General features: G+C 64.2%; 17 protein-coding genes. 12 read left to right on the forward strand and 5 right to left on the reverse strand.

Going from position 1 to position 17,969, the window contains the following annotated elements; translation table 11 throughout:
* Window positions 1–97 precede the first annotated feature (97 nt).
* Window positions 98–1,312, forward strand: a complete 1,215-nt coding sequence (gene serB / locus J5M58_RS15535; RefSeq protein ID WP_166674312.1) for a phosphoserine phosphatase SerB — start codon at window positions 98–100, stop codon at window positions 1,310–1,312.
* 131 nt (window positions 1,313–1,443) lie between these two features.
* Here serB and asd read toward each other — a convergent pair whose 3' ends face one another.
* The 3 genes from asd to J5M58_RS15545 are packed head-to-tail and all read right to left on the reverse strand — an operon-like array spanning window position 1,444 to window position 4,706.
* Window positions 1,444–2,307: an archaetidylserine decarboxylase gene (gene asd / locus J5M58_RS27970; RefSeq protein ID WP_215520481.1), complete on the reverse strand. Its 864-nt coding sequence runs from the start codon at window positions 2,305–2,307 to the stop codon at window positions 1,444–1,446.
* Between the two features lie 9 nt (window positions 2,308–2,316).
* The gene (locus tag J5M58_RS27975; protein WP_243432361.1) at window positions 2,317–3,126 is read right to left on the reverse strand and encodes a rhodanese-like domain-containing protein; all 810 of its coding nucleotides are present in this window, start codon (window positions 3,124–3,126) and stop codon (window positions 2,317–2,319) included.
* Between the two features lie 44 nt (window positions 3,127–3,170).
* The gene (locus J5M58_RS15545) at window positions 3,171–4,706 is read right to left on the reverse strand and encodes an HDOD domain-containing protein (RefSeq protein ID WP_207878675.1); all 1,536 of its coding nucleotides are present in this window, start codon (window positions 4,704–4,706) and stop codon (window positions 3,171–3,173) included.
* Between the two features lie 130 nt (window positions 4,707–4,836).
* Between J5M58_RS15545 and motA the strand changes: the two genes are divergently transcribed.
* Together motA and motB are read left to right on the forward strand one after the other, a co-directional pair.
* Window positions 4,837–5,688: a flagellar motor stator protein MotA gene (motA, locus tag J5M58_RS15550; RefSeq protein ID WP_112253690.1), complete on the forward strand. Its 852-nt coding sequence runs from the start codon at window positions 4,837–4,839 to the stop codon at window positions 5,686–5,688.
* A 3-nt stretch (window positions 5,689–5,691) separates the two neighbouring features.
* On the forward strand, window positions 5,692–6,705 hold the full coding sequence (gene motB / locus J5M58_RS15555; RefSeq protein WP_207878677.1) for a flagellar motor protein MotB: 1,014 nt from the start codon (window positions 5,692–5,694) through the stop codon (window positions 6,703–6,705).
* Between the two features lie 176 nt (window positions 6,706–6,881).
* Here motB and rsgA read toward each other — a convergent pair whose 3' ends face one another.
* Window positions 6,882–7,913, reverse strand: a complete 1,032-nt coding sequence (gene rsgA / locus J5M58_RS15560) for a small ribosomal subunit biogenesis GTPase RsgA (RefSeq protein WP_112253688.1) — start codon at window positions 7,911–7,913, stop codon at window positions 6,882–6,884.
* 142 nt (window positions 7,914–8,055) lie between these two features.
* Here rsgA and orn point away from each other — a divergent pair, with 142 nt between their 5' ends.
* Window positions 8,056–8,598, forward strand: coding sequence for an oligoribonuclease (gene orn / locus J5M58_RS15565; RefSeq protein WP_003258152.1), 543 nt, complete (start codon window positions 8,056–8,058; stop codon window positions 8,596–8,598).
* Window positions 8,599–8,698: 100 nt separating this feature from the next.
* Entirely contained in the window at window positions 8,699–9,310 is a 612-nt protein-coding gene (locus J5M58_RS15570; protein WP_013974442.1) for a trimeric intracellular cation channel family protein, read from the forward strand.
* Window positions 9,311–9,481: 171 nt separating this feature from the next.
* Here J5M58_RS15570 and queG read toward each other — a convergent pair whose 3' ends face one another.
* Window positions 9,482–10,546 carry a tRNA epoxyqueuosine(34) reductase QueG gene (queG, locus tag J5M58_RS15575; protein WP_112253687.1) on the reverse strand — a complete coding sequence of 355 codons (1,065 nt, stop codon included), beginning with the start codon at window positions 10,544–10,546 and terminating at the stop codon, window positions 9,482–9,484.
* Between the two features lie 65 nt (window positions 10,547–10,611).
* Between queG and J5M58_RS15580 the strand changes: the two genes are divergently transcribed.
* From J5M58_RS15580 to hflX, 7 genes are all read left to right on the forward strand, one after another.
* Window positions 10,612–11,472 (forward strand): NAD(P)H-hydrate dehydratase, encoded by an 861-nt coding sequence (locus J5M58_RS15580; protein WP_112253686.1) that lies wholly within the window; start codon window positions 10,612–10,614, stop codon window positions 11,470–11,472.
* The gene (gene tsaE / locus J5M58_RS15585; protein ID WP_085599725.1) at window positions 11,460–11,933 is read left to right on the forward strand and encodes a tRNA (adenosine(37)-N6)-threonylcarbamoyltransferase complex ATPase subunit type 1 TsaE; all 474 of its coding nucleotides are present in this window, start codon (window positions 11,460–11,462) and stop codon (window positions 11,931–11,933) included. Before J5M58_RS15580 ends, tsaE begins: the two co-directional genes overlap by 13 nt.
* An 11-nt stretch (window positions 11,934–11,944) precedes the next feature.
* Entirely contained in the window at window positions 11,945–13,375 is a 1,431-nt protein-coding gene (locus J5M58_RS15590; RefSeq protein WP_112253685.1) for an N-acetylmuramoyl-L-alanine amidase, read from the forward strand.
* Window positions 13,372–15,270, forward strand: coding sequence for a DNA mismatch repair endonuclease MutL (mutL, locus tag J5M58_RS15595; protein WP_207878679.1), 1,899 nt, complete (start codon window positions 13,372–13,374; stop codon window positions 15,268–15,270). Before J5M58_RS15590 ends, mutL begins: the two co-directional genes overlap by 4 nt.
* A gap of 1 nt (window position 15,271) precedes the next feature.
* Window positions 15,272–16,243 (forward strand): tRNA (adenosine(37)-N6)-dimethylallyltransferase MiaA, encoded by a 972-nt coding sequence (gene miaA / locus J5M58_RS15600; protein ID WP_112253683.1) that lies wholly within the window; start codon window positions 15,272–15,274, stop codon window positions 16,241–16,243.
* Window positions 16,244–16,337: 94 nt separating this feature from the next.
* On the forward strand, window positions 16,338–16,598 hold the full coding sequence (hfq, locus tag J5M58_RS15605) for an RNA chaperone Hfq (RefSeq protein WP_003258160.1): 261 nt from the start codon (window positions 16,338–16,340) through the stop codon (window positions 16,596–16,598).
* Between the two features lie 12 nt (window positions 16,599–16,610).
* Window positions 16,611–17,912: a ribosome rescue GTPase HflX gene (gene hflX, locus J5M58_RS15610; protein ID WP_112253682.1), complete on the forward strand. Its 1,302-nt coding sequence runs from the start codon at window positions 16,611–16,613 to the stop codon at window positions 17,910–17,912.
* The last annotated feature ends 57 nt before the right edge of the window (window positions 17,913–17,969 follow it).

The raw sequence follows: 17,969 nt of genomic DNA on the forward strand, positions 1-17,969 counted from the left end.
ATAGCGAGCCGGGTTTTGTCGGCAAAGTATCGTTGGCGCCCGATGGTCACGGAAAATCGGTAGAATGCGCATTTTTCATCGAAGTCGGAGCCAGGTTGTGCGCGAAATCGTCCTGATCAACATCACCGGTGAGGACCGTCCCGGTCTCACTGCGGCTATCACCGGCGTCCTGCTGCAGGGCGGTGTGAGCATCCTCGACATTGGCCTGGCAGTCATGCACGGTACCTTGTCGTTCGGCATTCTGGTCGATATCCCGGACAACGAAGTGGCAACTTCGCTGCTGCAGAGCGTGCAGGCCAAGGCCCACGAACTGAACCTGCAGGCCCGCTATACGCCGATTTCCGAGGCAGACTACCAGCATTGGGCTGATGGCCAGGGCGAGGCGCGCCACATCGTCACCTTGCTCAGCCGCAAGATCACGCCAGAGCAGCTGCAGCGGGTGAGTGCGGTAATCAGCCAGTACGGCCTGACCATCGAGCGCATCGAGCGCCTGTCGGCACGTGTGGCGCTGGATGCCGAGACCGACAAGGGCAAGGCGGCCATCGAAATCTCCGTGCGCGGCGTGCCGAGCGATGCCCAGGCGCTGCGTGCAGACTTCTTCGCCCTGGCTGAAGAGCTGAGCATCGATATCGCCTTCCAGAAGGACGATCTGTTCCGCCGCAACCGTCGCCTGGCGGTGTTCGACATGGACTCGACGCTGATCGAAGCCGAAGTCATCGACGAACTGGCCAAGGCTGCTGGCGTGGGTGAGCAGGTGGCCGCGATCACCGAGCGCGCCATGCGTGGCGAACTGGACTTCCGCGCCAGCTTCAAGGAGCGCATGGCGCTGCTCAAGGGCCTGGATGTGGGTGTGCTGGACGAGATTGGTGCGTCGCTGCGCCTGACCGAGGGCGCCGAAAACCTGTTCGCCGAACTCAAGCGCCTGGGTTACAAGACGGCGATCCTGTCCGGTGGCTTCACTTACTTTGCCCGCCAGGTGCAGGCACGCCTGGGCATCGACTATGTGTTCGCCAATGAGCTGGAAGTGGTCGACGGCAAGGTGACCGGTGTGGCGGTGGAGCCGATCGTGGATGCCCAGCGCAAGGCCGAGCTGCTGCAGAAGCTGGCCAGCGAAGAAGGTTTGCAGCTGGAGCAGACCATTGCCGTGGGTGACGGTGCCAACGACCTACCGATGTTGTCACTGGCCGGCCTGGGCGTGGCGTTCCGGGCCAAGCCGCTGGTGCGTCAGTCGGCCAAGCAGGCGATTTCCACGCTGGGGCTGGATGGCGTGTTGTACCTGCTGGGCCTGCGCGACCGCGACGCCCGCGGCTGATTCGAGAATTTGGGGCTGCTTCGCAGCCCATCGCGACACAAGGCCGCTCCTACAGGGAATCGCATATTTCCTGTAGGAGCGGCCTTGTGTCGCGATGGGCCGCAAAGCGGCCCCAGGGGTATCTCAGGCAATCAAGCCTGCACAGGCACCGCCAACTGCTGCCCCATACGCACCGCAGAGCCGGCACCCAGCGTTTCGGCCCATTTCACCTGCTCCGGCCCGAACAGCACGATAGCGGTCGACCCCAGCTTGAAGCGGCCCAGTTCGGCGCCTTTCTCCAGGTGGATCGGCGCGCGGCTGGCTTCGTCGTAGCGGAAGGTTTTCAGTTCACGCTTGGGCGGCGTCACCAGCCCGGCCCACACGGTTTCGATCGAAGCGACGATCATTGCGCCAACCAGCACCACGGCCATCGGCCCGCGCTCGGTATCGAACAGGCAGACCACGCGCTCGTTGCGGGCGAACAGCTCGGGGACGTTCTCTGCGGTTGTCTGGTTGACCGAGAACAGGCGGCCCGGCACGTAGACCATCTCACGCAGGGTACCGGCCAGCGGCATGTGCACGCGGTGGTAGTCCTTGGGCGACAGGTAGATGGTGGCGAACTCGCCGCCCATGAACGGCGCGGCCATGGCCGGGTCACCACCCAGCAGTTCCTGCGCGCTGTAGCCGTGGCCTTTGGCCTGGAAGATGCGGCCGTGCTCGATCGGGCCGAGCTGGCTGACGGCACCGTCGGCGGGGCACAGGATGGCGCCCGGGGTCTCGTCCAGCGGGCGGGCACCTGGCTTCAGGGCGCGAGTGAAGAACGCATTGAAGTGTTCATAGGCGCTCAGGTCTTCGACCAGCGCTTCGCTCATGTTGACCTGATAACGCTTGGCGAACCAGGCGGTGAAGGCGTTCTTGAACCAGCGCACGCGGCACTCGGCGATGCAGCCGGCCAGCCGCGACAGCAGGTGGTGCGGCAGCAGGTACTGGCTGATGATGAACAAACGGGATTTCATGCAGGTTCCTTAGACTTCTACAGGCGTGTCCGGGTGGTTGCCCCATTCGCTCCACGAGCCGGCGTAGGCCTTGACGCGTGGGTAGCCGAGGGCCTTGGCCACCAGATAGGTGAAACCGGAGCGGCGGTGGGTCTGGCAGTGGGTAATCACTTCCTTGTCGGGGGTGATACCCAGGTTCTGCAGGACTTCGGCGATGTCCTGGCGAATGCGCAGGTGGTCGTTGAGGTCCATGCCGGCGGTCCACTCGAAGTTGATTGCGCCGGGGATGTGGCCGCCCTTGGCTGCCAGTACTTTCTCGCCGCTGAATTCCTGCGGGCCACGGGCGTCCCAGATGACCAGGTCGTTGGCGCCCAGGCGGCTTTGCAGGTACTCGCGGGTGGCGGTGGGCGAACTGTCGATGCGCAGGTGCACCTGTGTGTTGCCGCTGGCGGGTACCTCTGTGGAGAGTTTGTCGGCAGGCCAGGCCTGGATGCCGCCATTGAGGTAGTGGTAACGCTTGTGGCCGATCACGTCGAGCAGCCAGATGAAGCGCCCGGCCCAGCCGCCGCCTTCATCGTCATACACCACATACACGGCATCGTCGCGGTGGCCGAGTTCGCTGAACAGTTTTTCCAGCTCGCCCAGGGCCGGCAGCAGGCCTGGCGCGGGGGGCTGGCCGAGCTGGGTACGCTTGCCTTCGACGAAGCGTGCGCCGGGGATATGCCCGCTGACATAGCGGTTGGCGCTGCTCAGGTCGACCAGGATCAGCTGTGGCGAATCCAGGCGCGGCAGCAGGTCCGCAGCTTCGATCACCAGGGGCAGGCCGGAAAAGTCAGTCATCCACGGTCTCCAGTGTGGAAAGAGGGCCGATTGTAGCGCAAGGCTCAGGCCTTGCGGTTGGCAAACACCGACAGCGCCCGTTCAGTGCACTGTGCGGTCTTGCCGAAGGCTTGCACGCTGACATCGGCCAGCGGCCGACAGCCCTGGTCAGCCACCATCAGCATCAGCACCTGATCGTTCACGGCCAGTGAGCGCAGCAGTACGTGCTCGCTGCGGAACAAGGCACGCAGCGGGGCTGGCAGCAGGGCCGAGAGCTGGCTGTGGTTTTCCGGGGTGATACGCAATTGCCCGACCTTGGCCAGCAGCTTTTGCAGCAGTTTGTTCTCCGCCACCGGCAGTACCAGCGCCCCGGCTTCCTTGGGCAGGCCGGCCATCTGCTGCACGCGCAGCTGGTCGTTGGCCTTGTCCAGGCTCAGCAGCAGGATGCGCTGCATGCCAGCGGCCAGAAGGGCCTCGATAACCTGCGTGGCCAGGTGCACGCTGTTGGTAAACGGGCTGGGCTGGGCCAGAAGGTCCTGGCACAGCTTGCGCCAGCGCGCCAGTTCGTCGCTGGTGGGCGGTGGCGGGGCCAGCATGTCCGGGTGCGGGCGGCGCTGGTGCCAGGGCCAGATCAGCGCTTCGGCCGGGTGGAACAGGGCATGCTGGGCATGGCGGCGGGCGCTGGCCGCAGCCTGCTGGTGCACCTGTTGCTGTACGTCTTCCAGCGAGGTCTGCAGGTACAGTGCGGTCAGCAGCTGCCAGCGCAGCAGGTGCGGGTTGTCCCAGCCCACTTGTGCCGCCAGGGCCAGGTTGTTGGCCAGCAGCACGGTGTTGGCCGGCTGGTTGAACCAGCGGCGCAGGCCCGGCTCGGCGTCCAGGCGATGTTGCTGGCTTAGCAGGTCCTGGTCGCGGGCGATGCTGAGCACCTGGGCCAGTTGTTCGCGCTCTTCCAGCAGCAGGCGGTAACCCTGGGTCACCCATTGTGGCAGGCGCCAGTACTCCGCCATGGTCTGGCACAGTTCCATGATGCGCACGCCAAACAGTTCGTCCTCGACATGTGCGGCGTCTTCGCCCTTGTGGATAACCCGCAGTTCCCAGGTATCGAGCAGCTTGGGGTAGGCCAGCGCCAGCGGCCAGAGCGGCGACAGGAACAACAGGCTGCCCCAGTGGATTTCCTGCCACAGCCGTGCCAGACGGCTGGCGAACAGGCCGCTGGCTTGCTGCGAGGCGTGCTGGCTGATCAGCTGGAACTGGCACAGTACCGGCGGGATCTCTTCGACGGGCACTGCCGGGAGGCGCTTGAGCAGCTGCTCACTGCGCTCCAGGCCCAGGCGGTTGAGGGCGACTTCCAGGCTTTCGGCGGGTTCTGCCAGGCTGGCATTGGTGGGGTGATTGGCTTCGCGCATCACCGACAGCACCAGTGCCGGGCTGTCCTGCATCAGTTCGGCGATATCGCGCAGCGAGCGGCGGCTATCGTGGATGGCCGCCATGACCCGGTCGTAGCTGTGCTTCGGCACGGGGATGCGAACACTCTCGAGCAGCTTTACCCAGGCCTCTAGCGTACGTGGAGCCTGAGCGGGCACCTTGGTTTCAATTGGCATTTTGACATCAGTCCGAACTGGCTTTTCGCATTGAGTGGCTATAGTCTGGCGCAGTTCTGCCGATAAGTAGAAGAAGAGTTTTAAAGCTCCCGTCTCTTCCCCTGACCACGACAGCAAGTGCTTTGAACCTATGGCTAAAATTATCGGCATCATCGTCGTATTCGCGAGCGTGCTCGGCGGATACGTGCTTTCCCACGGCAAGATCGCGGCACTGATCCAGCCGTTCGAAGTACTGATCATCGGCGGTGCGGCCTTTGGTGCATTCCTGCAGGCCAACCCTGGCCACATGACCATGCACGTCATCAAGAAGTCGATGAAGATGTTCGGCTCGCGCTTCACTCATGCCTTCTACCTGGAAGTGCTGGGCCTGGTGTACGAGATCCTCAACAAGAGCCGGCGCGAAGGCATGATGGCCATCGAGGCCGACATCGAGGATGCCGCCGCCAGCCCGATCTTCGCCAAGTACCCGACGGTGCTGGCCGATGAGCGCATGACCGCGTTCGTCTGCGACTACCTGCGCATCATGTCCACCGGCAACATGGCCCCGCACGAACTCGAGGGCCTGTTCGACATGGAACTGCTGAGCATGAAGGAAGAGCTGGAGCACCCTTCCCATGCGGTGAACGGTATCGCCGACGGCATGCCCGGCTTCGGTATCGTTGCGGCGGTACTGGGTATCGTGGTGACCATGGCCTCGCTCGGCGAGGGTGATCAGGCCTCCATCGGCCTCCATGTGGGTGCGGCACTGGTGGGTACCTTCTTCGGTATTCTGGCGGCCTACGGCTTCTTCGGCCCGTTGGCCAAGTGCCTGGAGCACGATGCCAAGGAAGAGCTGAACCTCTACGAATCGATCAAGGCATCGTTGGTGGCCTCGGCCTCGGGCATGCCGCCGTCGCTGGCGGTCGAGTTCGGGCGCAAGGTGCTGTACCCCAAGCACCGCCCAAGCTTCGCCGAGCTGGAACAAGCGGTTCGCGGTCGCTGAGTCATGGAGAACAATCAGCCCATCATCGTCAAGCGCGTCAAGCGCTATGGCGGCGGCCACCACGGCGGCGCCTGGAAAATCGCCTTCGCCGACTTCGCCACGGCGATGATGGCGTTCTTCCTGGTACTGTGGCTGTTGTCCACGGCCACGCCGGAACAGAAGATCGCCATTGCCGGCTACTTCAAGGACCCGATCGGCTTCTCGGAAAGCGGTACGCCCTACGTCATCGACCTGGGTGGCTCGCCTGAGCTGGCGCCGGAAAAGACCATCAACCCCGAAGCCAAGTCGGAGCCGACGCCTGATACCAGCATCCAGCTGGACAAGGACCAGGTGGAGACCATGGCCGAGCAGGTCGAGCGTGAGCGCCTGGAGTTGCTGCTGCAGGAATTGCAGAACAAGGTGGAAGAGAACCCGCAGCTGCAGAAGTTCAAGGACCAGATCCTGTTCGAGATCACCCAGGACGGCCTGCGCATCCAGATCATGGACGCCGAGAACCGGCCGATGTTCGACATCGGCAGCGCGCGCCTGCAGCCGTACTTCGAGGACATCCTGTTGGCGATGGCCGACACCATCAAGGCGGTGCCGAACAAGATCAGCATCAGTGGCCACACCGATGCCAAGCCGTATGCCGGCACTGGCGAGTTTGGCAACTGGGAACTGTCGGCCAACCGCGCCAACGCCGCACGCCGCGCGCTGGTGGCTGGCGGTTACCCGGACGGCCAGGTGGCACGGGTGGTGGGCTACGCCTCGTCGTCGCTGTTCGACCGCAAGGACCCGTTCAACCCGGTCAACCGCCGTATCGACATCATCGTGCTGACCAAGAAGGCCCAGCGCAATATCGAAGGTGAGCAGGGCGTGCCAGAAGCACCGGCTGCCGAGCCCGCGCCGCCGGCTGCTGCGGCACCGGCTGCGCCAGGGGAGGCCGGGCAGGCACCCATGCAGCCGCGTGAACTGCGCCAGAAGCTGAACATCTTCGAAGAGGGGACGCTGAAGATGGATGAGGCCAAGGACCAGTAAACCCTACAGGATTGCGCTGTAGCTGAAGCAAGCGCGGAACCTGTGGGAGCGGGCTTGCCCGCGAACACGGGCGAAGCCCGTGCCAACCACCGCGGTGCCTGCTTCGCGGGCACGCCCGCTCCCACAGGATTGGAGTGGCCCTTGAGCCTTGTCTAGTACCTGCGGGAGCGGGCAGGTCAGTAAGCGTCTTCCGGCAAACTGGCGATGATCGAGCGATAGCTGTTCATTCGTTGCGGCTTGATGCGCCCCTCGTCCAGCGCCTTGAGCAGCGCACAGCCCGGTTCGCGATCATGCTTGCAGTCGCGGAAGCGGCAGGTGCCGAACAAGTCGCGGAACTCGATGAAACCATCCTCCACATCGCTGCGGCTGACATGACCCAGGCCGAACTCGCGGATACCCGGCGAATCGATCAGGTCACCCCCATTGGGGAAGTGGTACAAACGCGCAGTGGTGGTGGTGTGGGTGCCCTGGCCAGACCATTCCGACAGGTCGCCGACACGGGTGCCGGCGTCCGGCAGCAGGCTGTTGACCAAAGACGACTTGCCCACCCCCGACTGGCCGACGAACACGCTGATGTGGCCGTCGAGCATCTGCTGCAGGCGTTGCATGCCGTCACCGTGATGTGCCGAGACTTCCAGCAGCGGGTAGCCCAGCTCGCGGTAAACCTCCAGCAGTGCGTGCAGGCCCGGGCCGTTCTCGTCGTTGATCAGGTCGGCCTTGTTCAGCAGCAACAGCGGGCGAATGCCGGCGTGCTCTGCGGCCACCAGGTAGCGGTCGATCAGGTTGGGGTGCGGTTCGGGCGCAGGGGCGAAGACGATCACGATCAGGTCGACGTTGGCCGCCACCGGCTTCAGCTGGCCGTGGTTGTTAGGCCGGCACAGCTCGGTGCTGCGCGGCATCTGCGCGACGATCACGCCAATGCCCTGGTTGCCCGCCCGCCATACCACGCGGTCGCCGGTAACCAGCGCCGGCAGGTTGGCGCGCAAGTGGCAGCGGAACACCTGGCCAGCGGCTTCGCCGTCCTGGGCTTCCACCTCTACCTGCACACCGAAGTGCGCAATCACCAGGCCCAGCTGCTCCGGCCCCAGGTCGCCACCCTCCAGTTCCTGCAGTGCGTGCTGTTCGCGTTTGGCCGCACGCGCGGCGCGCTCGTTCTGGATTTTTTCGATGCGCCAGTTCTGGCGGCGATTGAGCTGGCGTTTGGCCATGAAGGTTCCGTGCGTGGGGCAGGTTGAAAACGGCAGGCAGTTTAGCACGCCAGGCGCCGGACCATTTGGCTTACCTTCGTGCCGTGAATGGGCGTGCCTTGGCCACTACGCTACTATGACGGCCTATACGAGGAGTCCCCGCATGCAAAACCCACAGAACCTGATCTGGATCGACCTTGAAATGACAGGCCTGGATCCGGACAGCGACGTCATCATCGAGATGGCCACCATCGTCACCGACAGCGAACTGAACACCCTGGCCGAAGGGCCGGTGATCGCCATCCACCACAGTGACGAAGTGCTGGCGCGCATGGACGAATGGAACACCCGCACCCATGGCGCTTCGGGCCTGACCCAGCGCGTACGCGAGAGCAAGGTCGGCATGGCCGAAGCCGAGGCGCAGACCATTGCCTTCCTCGAGCAGTGGGTGCCGAAAGGCAAGTCGCCGATCTGTGGCAACAGCATCTGCCAGGACCGCCGCTTCCTGTACCGGCACATGCGCAACCTGGAAAACTACTTCCACTACCGCAACCTGGACGTTTCGACCCTGAAGGAGCTGGCTGCACGCTGGGCGCCTGACGTGCGCGACAGCTTCAAGAAGGGCAACACCCACCTGGCGCTGGACGACATCCGCGAATCGATCGCCGAACTGCGCCACTATCGCGAGCACTTCATCAAGGTGTGAGCCGAAAAGGCGCAGATATTGTATCTGCGCCCTCTTTTGGTGCCCTGGGCAACTGGTTAGACTGCGCGCCTTTCTCGCACGCCCGCACGGACTCCGCACCATGTTGTTGATGCTCTACCTCATCGCCATCACCGCCGAAGCCATGACCGGCGCGTTGTCTGCCGGCCGCCGCGGCATGGACTGGTTCGGCGTGGTGCTGATTGCCTGTGTCACCGCCCTGGGTGGCGGCTCGGTGCGTGACGTGCTGCTCGGGCACTACCCGCTGACCTGGGTGAAGCACCCTGAATACCTGGTGCTGACCAGCTGTGCGGCGCTGCTGACCATTTTCATCGCGCCGATGATGCGCCGCCTGCGCTCGCTGTTCCTGGTGCTCGATGCCCTGGGGCTGGTGGCCTTTACCCTGATTGGCTGCATGACCGCGCTGGAGATGGGGCAGGGCATGCTGGTGGCGTCGATCAGCGGGGTGATCACCGGGGTATTTGGCGGGATCTTGCGGGATATCTTCTGCAACGACATTCCCCTGGTGTTCCGTCGCGAGCTGTACGCCAGTGTGTCGTTTGCGGCGGCGTGGTTCTACCTGGGTTGCGTGTATTTCAAGGTGCCGGCGGAGCAGGCGATGCTGCTGACCTTGTTTGGCGGGTTCCTGGTGCGGCTGCTGGCCATTCGGTTCCATTGGGAAATGCCCAAGTTCCATTACAACGATCAGCAGTAGCGCAGTCGCGGGCGCAACCTGGCCCCTGTGGGAATTACCCAGCCCTTTGGGCTGCGCTGTCGCTCCGCGTACCCTGTGGGAGCGGCTTTAGCCGCGAAGAATCCAACGCGGAGCATGGCACGGGCTTCGCCCGTGTTCGCGGGTGAACCCGCTCCCACAGGGGTTGTGTGGCTACGAAACGCCGTGCTGCGCCAGCGCCCACTCCACATGCTCCCTCACCAGCTCCGAGGCATCCTCGCGCCGTGCCTTCAGCGCCTCGATCACCGGAATCGTCGAAGGCGCATTGCCAAGCCCCACTGCCAGGTTGCGCAACCAGCGCTCATACCCGGCCCGGCGCAACGGCCCACCTTCGGTCTTGCGCAGGAAGGTCCTTTCATCCCACAGGAACATCTCCGCCAACTCGGCATTCTCCAGCCCGTGCCTTGGCTGGAAGTCCTGTTCCTGGCTGTGCCTGGCAAAGCGGTTCCACGGGCAGACGATCTGACAGTCATCGCAACCGAACACCCGATTGCCCATCTTCGAACGCAACTCGACAGGGATCGGCCCGCGCAGTTCGATGGTCAGGTACGAGATGCAGCGCCGTGCATCCAGCACATACGGCCCGACGAAGGCCTGGGTCGGGCAGATGTCCAGGCAGGCCTGGCAGCGCCCGCAGTGTTCGCTGGTGGTGGCTTCGTCCACCGGCAGCGGCAGGTCGACGAACAGCTCGGCGAGGAAGAAGTAGCTGCCCGCCTTGCGGTTGAGCAGCAGGGTGTTCTTGCCGATCCAGCCTAACCCGGCCTGCTCGGCCAAGGCCTTTTCCAGCACCGGAGCGCTGTCGACGAAGGCGCGGTAACCGAACGGGCCGATGGCTTCCTGAATGCGATCGGCCAGAAACTGCACGCGCTTGCGCACCAGCTTGTGGTAATCCCGGCCCAAGGCGTAGCGCGACACGTAGGCTTTCTCCGGCTGTGCCAGGCGCTGCGCCATCTGCGTGTCGCCGGGCAGGTAGTCCATGCGCAGCGATACCACGCGTACCGTGCCGGGGATCAGCTGCTCTGGGTGCGCGCGCTTGCTGCCGTGCGCGCCCAGGTATTCCATCTCGCCCTGATAGCCGGCGTCGAGCCAGCGCTGCAGGTGGTGTTCGTGTTCGCCAAGGTCGACCCCGGCGATGCCAACGTGGGCAAAACCGAGTTCTTGGCCCCAAATCTTGATCGATTGGGCCAGTTGGATGAGGTCAGGCGTACAGGCGGACATGGATGGGCAAGGCAATACGGGCTCAGGTGCGTATAATTCTGCCAGACATTGGAGCCTTTGACCCCATGCCGCAGACCAAACACCCCAGCCACATCCCTCAATTGCTCAGCAGCGTGACTGTCGCGCACCTGCCGGCACGGCATGCGCATGCCCATAAAGGCGACTTCGGCCATGTACTGGTGGTCGGTGGCGACCTTGGCACTGGTGGCGCCGTGCTGCTCAGCGCCGAAGCTGCCCTGCGCTGTGGCGCGGGGCTGGTCAGTGTGGCGACCCGGCCCGAACACGTGACTGCCAGCCTGGCGCGCCTGCCTGAGGTCATGTGCCTGGGCGCCAGCTCGGCCAACCAGCTGATGGGCGTGCTGGAGCGCGCTTCGGTGCTGGTGGTCGGCCCAGGCCTGGGCCAGGCGGCCTGGGGCCGCAGCCTGCTGTCGGCGGTGGCCAATGCCGAGCGCCCGCAGGTGTGGGACGCCGACGCCCTGAACTTGCTGGCGCGCACCCCGTTAGCCCTGCCCAGTGGCAGCATTCTTACCCCGCACCCGGGGGAGGCGGCGCGGCTGCTGGGCATTTCCACCGAGGCTGTGCAGGCGGACCGCCCGGGCGCCGCACGCAAGCTGGCGCGCCGTTACAACAGCGTCTGCGTGCTCAAGGGGGCCGGCACTCTGGTAGCCGACCCGGTCGGGCAGTTGCTGCTGTGCGAACGTGGCCACCCGGCCATGGCCGGTGCCGGCCTGGGCGATGTGCTGACCGGCGTGCTGGCGGCGCTGCTGGCCCAAGGCCTGGATGCCTGGCATGCCGCGGGGCTGGGGGTATGGCTGCACGCCTGCGCGGGCGAGCGTCTGGGCGTAAAAGGTAGGGGCTTGGCTGCCAGCGATCTGGCGCCGGTCATTCGTGAGTTGTTGGAGGAGCATTCTGCGTGTCTGGCTTAAACCTGTTTCTTGCCGATGAAGCGGCCACGGTCAAATTCGGCGCACAACTGGCCGAGGTGACCGGCGGTCACGGCGTGATTTTTCTGGAAGGTGACCTGGGTGCGGGCAAAACCACGCTGTCGCGTGGCCTGATTCGCGGCCTGGGCCATACTGGTGCAGTGAAAAGCCCGACCTTCACTGTGGTCGAGCCTTACGAGATCGGTGAGGTGCGGGCGTTCCATTTCGACCTGTACCGCCTGGTCGATCCGGAAGAGCTGGAGTTCATGGGTATTCGTGACTATTTCGAGGGCGACCCGCTGTGCCTGTTCGAGTGGCCACAAAAGGGTGCGGGCGTTTTGCCAAAGCCCGACCTGACCATTACCATAAGCCCCCAAGCGGGCGGACGCTCGCTGATCCTTTCGCCGCAGGGGGCTCGCGGCGAGGCCTGGTGCGTGGCACTGGCCGAACACTATAAACAGTAAGTGGGGTAGGTATGCGCATACGCGCACTGGTCGCCATCGTTGGGCTGCTGCTGACAACGGTGACCGTTGACGCTCTGGCCGTCACTCAAGTCAAGAGCATGCGCCTGTGGCGCGCACCGGACAACACGCGGCTGGTCTTCGACCTGTCTGGCCCCGTGCAGCACAGCGTCTTCACCCTGAGCGCGCCCGATCGCCTGGTCATCGACATCAATGGCGCGACCCTGGCTGCGCCACTCAACGTGGCCACTTCCAATACGCCGATCAGCAGCGTCCGTTCGGCCCAGCGCACCCCGACCGACCTGCGGGTGGTGGTCGACCTGAAAAAGTCGGTCACTCCAAAAAGCTTCACCCTGGCGCCCAATGCCCAGTACGGCAACCGCCTGGTGGTCGATCTGTACGACCAGGAGGCTGATGCCATCGCGGCCAGCGCGCCGACTCCGGCCCCAGCCCCGGTACCGACGCCTGCAACCACGCCGGCAGTGCCGGTGACCCCGGCCCAGCCTGCCATCAAGCTGCCGCCGGTACCCAACGGCAAGCGTGACATCGTGGTTGCCATCGACGCCGGCCACGGTGGCGAAGACCCGGGTGCGTCCGGCTCGCGTGGCCAGCATGAAAAAGACATCGTGCTGCAGATCGCCAAGGAGCTGCAGCGCCAGATCAACAGCGAAAAAGGCTTCCGGGCCGAGCTGACCCGTACTGGCGATTACTTCATCCCGCTGCGCAAACGTACGGAAATCGCCCGCAAGAAGGGCGCCGACCTGTTCATCTCGATCCACGCCGACGCCGCGCCGTCCCGTGCCGCCTTTGGCGCCTCGGTATTCGCCCTGTCCGATCGCGGCGCTACCTCCGAGACCGCGCGCTGGCTGGCCGACACGGAAAACCGTTCCGACCTGATCGGTGGTGCCGGTAACGTCAGCCTTGACGACAAGGACCGCATGCTGGCCGGCGTGCTGCTCGACCTGTCGATGACCGCCACGCTCAGCTCCAGCCTCAATGTGGGGCAGAAGGTGCTGGGCAACATGGGCCGCATTACCTCGCTGCACAAGCAGCGGGTGGAACAAGCCGGCTTCATGGTGCTGAAGTCGCCGGATATTCCGTCGATCCTCGTTGAAACCGGGTTCATCTCGAACAACAACGAAGCCGCCAAGCTGGCCACCGCCAGCCACCAGCAGGCCCTGGCCCGTTCGATCCACACCGGTGTGCGCCAGTACTTCCAGCAGAACCCGCCGCCCGGCACCTACATCGCCTGGCTGCGCGACACCGGCAAGATCGCCGCTGGCCCGCGTGAGCACACGGTGCGCCCCGGCGAGACCCTGGCGATGCTTGCCGTGCGCTACCAGGTCAGCGTGACCAGCCTGCGCAGCACCAACAGCCTCAAGACCGATGAGCTGAAGGTCGGCCAGCGCCTCGACATCCCTGCTACCACATTGGCCTCGCAATGAGTGGCGGTTCGCGCATCCAGCTGCTCAGCCCGCGGCTGGCCAACCAGATTGCCGCCGGCGAGGTTGTCGAGCGGCCAGCTTCTGTCGCCAAGGAACTGCTGGAGAACAGCCTGGACTCCGGCGCCCGGCGTATCGACGTCGAAGTGGAGCAGGGCGGCGTCAAGCTGCTGCGGGTGCGTGACGATGGCAGCGGCATCTCCGCCGACGACCTGCCGCTGGCCCTGGCCCGTCATGCCACCAGCAAGATCCGCGAGCTGGAAGACCTCGAAGGGGTATTGAGCCTGGGCTTCCGTGGTGAGGCCCTGGCCTCGATCAGTTCGGTGGCGCGCCTGACCCTGACCTCGCGCACCGCCAGCGCTACCGAGGCCTGGCAGGTGGAAACCGAGGGCCGCGACATGACCCCGCGGGTGCAGCCGGCGGCGCACCCGGTGGGTACTTCGGTGGAAGTGCGCGACCTGTTCTTCAACACCCCGGCCCGGCGCAAGTTCCTCAAGGCCGAGAAAACCGAATTCGATCACCTGCAGGAAGTGATCCGGCGCCTGGCGCTGGCGCGCTTCGATGTCGGCTTCCACCTGCGGCACAACGGCAAGAGCATTTTCAGCCTGCATGAGGCTCACGATGAAACCGCCCGTGCGCGGCGGGTGGGCGCCATCTGCGGCCCGGGCTTCATGGAACAGGCGCTGCCGATCGATGTGGAGCGCAACGGCCTGCGTCTGTGGGGCTGGGTCGGCCTGCCGACCTTCTCGCGCAGCCAGGCAGACCTGCAGTATTTCTTCGTCAACGGCCGTGCGGTGCGCGACAAGCTGGTCGCCCACGCCGTGCGCCAGGCCTACCGCGACGTGCTGTTCAATGGTCGGCACCCGACTTTCGTGCTGTTCCTGGAGCTGGAACCCAACGGCGTCGACGTCAACGTGCACCCGACCAAGCACGAAGTGCGTTTCCGCGAGGGGCGCTCGGTGCACGACTTCTTGTATGGCACCCTGCATCGCGCCCTGGCCGATGTGCGCCCGGAGGACCAGTTGGCGGCGCCTGCTGCCGTGCCCGAAGTGGTCCGCGCCACGGGCCAGCAGGCCGGCGAGTTCGGCCCCCAGGGCGAAATGCGCCTGGCCTCGCCGGTGCTCGAGCAGCCACGTGCCCCGCAGCAGTCGTTTTCCAGTGGTGGCAATGGCGCGGGTTACCAGTACCAGTACACCCCACGCCCCTCCCAGCCGCTGCCGGCCGCCGAGGCACAGGCAGTGTATCGCGAGTTTTACAAACCGCTGGATGAAGGCGCGGCGCCGACGACGGCGCTGCCTGAAACTCAGGGTGACATCCCCCCGCTGGGCTATGCGCTGGCGCAGCTCAAGGGTATCTACATCCTGGCCGAGAACGCCATCGGCCTGGTGCTGGTAGACATGCATGCCGCACACGAGCGCATCATGTACGAGCGCCTGAAGGTGGCCATGGCCAGCGAAGGCCTCAGCGGCCAGCCGCTGCTGGTACCCGAGACCTTGGCCTTGAGCCAGCGTGAAGCAGATTGCGCCGAAGAGCATGCGCAGTGGTTCCAGCGGCTGGGCTTCGAACTGCAGCGCCTGGGCCCCGAGACCCTGGCCATCCGTCAGATCCCGGCTTTGCTCAAGCAGGCCGAGGCCAACCGCCTGGTGCAGGATGTGCTTGCAGACCTGATGGAATACGGCACCAGCGACCGTATCCAGGCGCACCTGAACGAGCTGCTCGGTACCATGGCCTGCCACGGCGCGGTGCGCGCCAACCGGCGCCTGGCGATCCCCGAGATGAACGCCCTGCTGCGTGACATGGAAAACACCGAACGCAGCGGCCAATGCAACCATGGTCGCCCCACCTGGACCCAGATGGGCCTGGACGACCTGGACAAACTCTTCCTGCGCGGTCGATGAAATGAGCGGCAAGCCCCCTGCAATATTCCTGATGGGTCCGACAGCGGCCGGCAAGACGGACCTGGCCATCGAGCTGACCAAAGCACTGCCGTGCGAGCTGATCAGCGTCGATTCGGCGCTGGTCTACCGGGGCATGGACATCGGTTCGGCCAAGCCGTCGAAAGAAGTCCTCGCCGCTCACCCGCACCGGTTGATCGACATTCGCGACCCGGCCGAGAGCTATTCGGCTGCGCAGTTCCGTGCCGATGCCCTGGAGGCCATGGCCGAGATCACCGCACGTGGCAAGATTCCGCTGCTGGTGGGCGGCACCATGCTCTATTACAAGGCTTTGATCGATGGCCTGGCCGACATGCCGGCGGCCGATGCCGCAGTGCGTGCCGAGCTGGAAGCCCAGGCCGAAGCGCTGGGCCTGGCCGAGTTGCACCGCCAGTTGGCCGAGGTTGACCCCGAGTCGGCGGCGCGTATCCACCCCAACGACCCGCAGCGGTTGATCCGGGCATTGGAGGTGTACCGGGTGAGTGGCGAGAGCATGACGGCACATCGACAGCGTCAATTCGCGGAAAGTCGCGGCGCAGACGCAGGCGCTGGCGGACATTTGCCCTATACTGTCGCGAGTTTGGCGATTGCTCCTACAGATCGTCACATTTTGCATCAGCGAATTGCGTTACGATTTTCACAGATGCTGGAACAGGGCTTCGTCGACGAGGTCCGATCGCTGCGAGCCAGAAGTGACTTGCACGCCGGGCTGCCGTCTATACGGGCAGTGGGGTATCGGCAGGTCTGGGATTACCTGGACGGCAAGCTGACTGAGAATGAGATGCGTGAACGCGGTATCATTGCTACCAGGCAGCTGGCCAAGCGGCAGTTCACCTGGTTGCGTGGCTGGCCTGAAGTACACTGGCTTGACAGCCTGGCCTGCGACAATCTGTCCCGCACCTTGAAATACCTTGGGGCCATCTCCATATTGAGCTGAGTCCCTGCTGATTGCCGTCTATTCTTGCGAAGGGGCGGCCTAATTTATCGATTTTCTTGATTTTCTATTATTTATCCTTACAGGAGTGCGGCATATGTCAAAAGGGCATTCGCTACAAGACCCTTACTTGAACACCTTGAGAAAAGAAAAGGTCCCGGTATCCATTTACCTGGTCAACGGCATCAAACTGCAGGGTTCGATCGAGTCCTTCGACCAGTTCGTGGTACTGCTGAAGAACACCGTCAGCCAGATGGTCTACAAGCACGCCATCTCGACCGTGGTCCCTGCCCGTCCGGTTCGCCTGCCAAGCCCGTCCGATTCCGAGCACGGCGACAGCGAGCCAGGCAACGCCTGATAGGAGCCTGCATTGTTCTTTGAGCGCCACGGTGGTGGTGAGCGGGCGTTGCTCGTTCACTTGGAAGGTCAGAACCCTGAGGCGCGCGAAGACCCGCAGGAGTTTCAGGAGCTGGCATTGTCGGCCGGTGCCGACATCGTCTCGCTGGTCACGGTGTCAAGGCATCAGCCTTCCGCCAAATACCTGATTGGCAGTGGCAAGGTCGAAGAGTTGCACGACCTGGTCCATGCCGAGCAGGTAGACCTGGTGATTTTCAATCACACCCTCACGCCCAGTCAGGAGCGCAACCTCGAACGCGTGTTCGAGTGTCGTGTGCTCGACCGTACCGGGCTGATCCTCGATATCTTCGCCCAACGGGCGCGTACCCATGAAGGCAAGCTGCAGGTCGAACTGGCCCAGCTCGAGCACATGAGCACGCGGCTGGTGCGCGGCTGGACCCACCTTGAGCGACAGAAAGGTGGTATCGGCCTGCGGGGCCCGGGTGAAACCCAGCTGGAAACCGACCGCCGCCTGTTGCGGGTGCGCATTCGCCAGATCAAGTCACGCCTGGAGAAGGTGCGCAGCCAGCGCGAGCAGGCGCGCCGCGGGCGCAAGCGCGCGGACATCCCGTCGGTGTCGCTGGTGGGTTATACCAACGCCGGCAAGTCCACGCTGTTCAACGCCCTGACAGAGTCCGAGGTGTATGCAGCAGACCAGTTGTTCGCCACCCTCGACCCGACCCTGCGCCGGCTCGAGCTGAACGACCTGGGGCCGATCGTGCTGGCCGATACCGTGGGCTTCATTCGCCACCTGCCGCACAAGCTGGTCGAGGCATTTCGGGCTACGCTCGAAGAGTCGAGCAATTCCGACTTGTTGCTGCATGTGATCGACGCCCATGAGCCGGAGCGCATGGAGCAGATCGAGCAGGTGCTGGCGGTATTGGGCGAGATTGGTGCCGAAGGGTTGCCGATCCTCGAGGTGTATAACAAACTCGACCTGCTCGAAGATGTCGAGCCGCAGATCCAGCGCAATGCCGATGGCAAGCCGGAACGGGTCTGGGTATCGGCACGCGATGGGCGTGGCCTGGAACTGGTCGGCCAGGCGATTGCCGAGTTGCTGGGGGATGATCTGTTTGTCGGTACCCTGTGTCTGGAGCAGCGTTTTGCCCGCTTGCGCGCGCAATTCTTTGCCCTGGGTGCCGTGCAGAGTGAAGAGCATGATGAAGAAGGGCGCAGCCTGCTGAGCGTGCGACTGCCCATGGTCGAACTGAATCGCCTGGTCAGCCGCGAAGGCATGGAGCCGCAAATGTTTGTCGAGCAACACACTTTGCAATAAATGCTCGTCGAGGTCGCCGGGCAGCAGTGACAGGCATTCTGTAGCATTGGACGGCGC

Source organism: Pseudomonas sp. 32_A, assembly GCF_017490905.1.
Taxonomy (GTDB): Bacteria; Pseudomonadota; Gammaproteobacteria; order Pseudomonadales; family Pseudomonadaceae; genus Aquipseudomonas; species Aquipseudomonas inefficax.

Bases quoted from the DNA above. Each gene is read 5' to 3' on its own strand.
- orn (WP_003258152.1), top strand. From the start codon at position 8,056: ATGCAAAACCCACAGAACCTGATCTGGATCGACCTTGAAATGACAGGC.
- queG (WP_112253687.1), bottom strand. From the start codon at position 10,546: ATGTCCGCCTGTACGCCTGACCTCATCCAACTGGCCCAATCGATCAAG.
- J5M58_RS27975 (WP_243432361.1), bottom strand. From the start codon at position 3,126: ATGACTGACTTTTCCGGCCTGCCCCTGGTGATCGAAGCTGCGGACCTG.
- motA (WP_112253690.1), top strand. From the start codon at position 4,837: ATGGCTAAAATTATCGGCATCATCGTCGTATTCGCGAGCGTGCTCGGC.
- hfq (WP_003258160.1), top strand. From the start codon at position 16,338: ATGTCAAAAGGGCATTCGCTACAAGACCCTTACTTGAACACCTTGAGA.
- J5M58_RS15580 (WP_112253686.1), top strand. From the start codon at position 10,612: ATGCCGCAGACCAAACACCCCAGCCACATCCCTCAATTGCTCAGCAGC.
- motB (WP_207878677.1), top strand. From the start codon at position 5,692: ATGGAGAACAATCAGCCCATCATCGTCAAGCGCGTCAAGCGCTATGGC.
- mutL (WP_207878679.1), top strand. From the start codon at position 13,372: ATGAGTGGCGGTTCGCGCATCCAGCTGCTCAGCCCGCGGCTGGCCAAC.
- J5M58_RS15545 (WP_207878675.1), bottom strand. From the start codon at position 4,706: ATGCCAATTGAAACCAAGGTGCCCGCTCAGGCTCCACGTACGCTAGAG.
- miaA (WP_112253683.1), top strand. From the start codon at position 15,272: ATGAGCGGCAAGCCCCCTGCAATATTCCTGATGGGTCCGACAGCGGCC.
- J5M58_RS15570 (WP_013974442.1), top strand. From the start codon at position 8,699: ATGTTGTTGATGCTCTACCTCATCGCCATCACCGCCGAAGCCATGACC.
- asd (WP_215520481.1), bottom strand. From the start codon at position 2,307: ATGAAATCCCGTTTGTTCATCATCAGCCAGTACCTGCTGCCGCACCAC.
- rsgA (WP_112253688.1), bottom strand. From the start codon at position 7,913: ATGGCCAAACGCCAGCTCAATCGCCGCCAGAACTGGCGCATCGAAAAA.
- J5M58_RS15590 (WP_112253685.1), top strand. From the start codon at position 11,945: ATGCGCATACGCGCACTGGTCGCCATCGTTGGGCTGCTGCTGACAACG.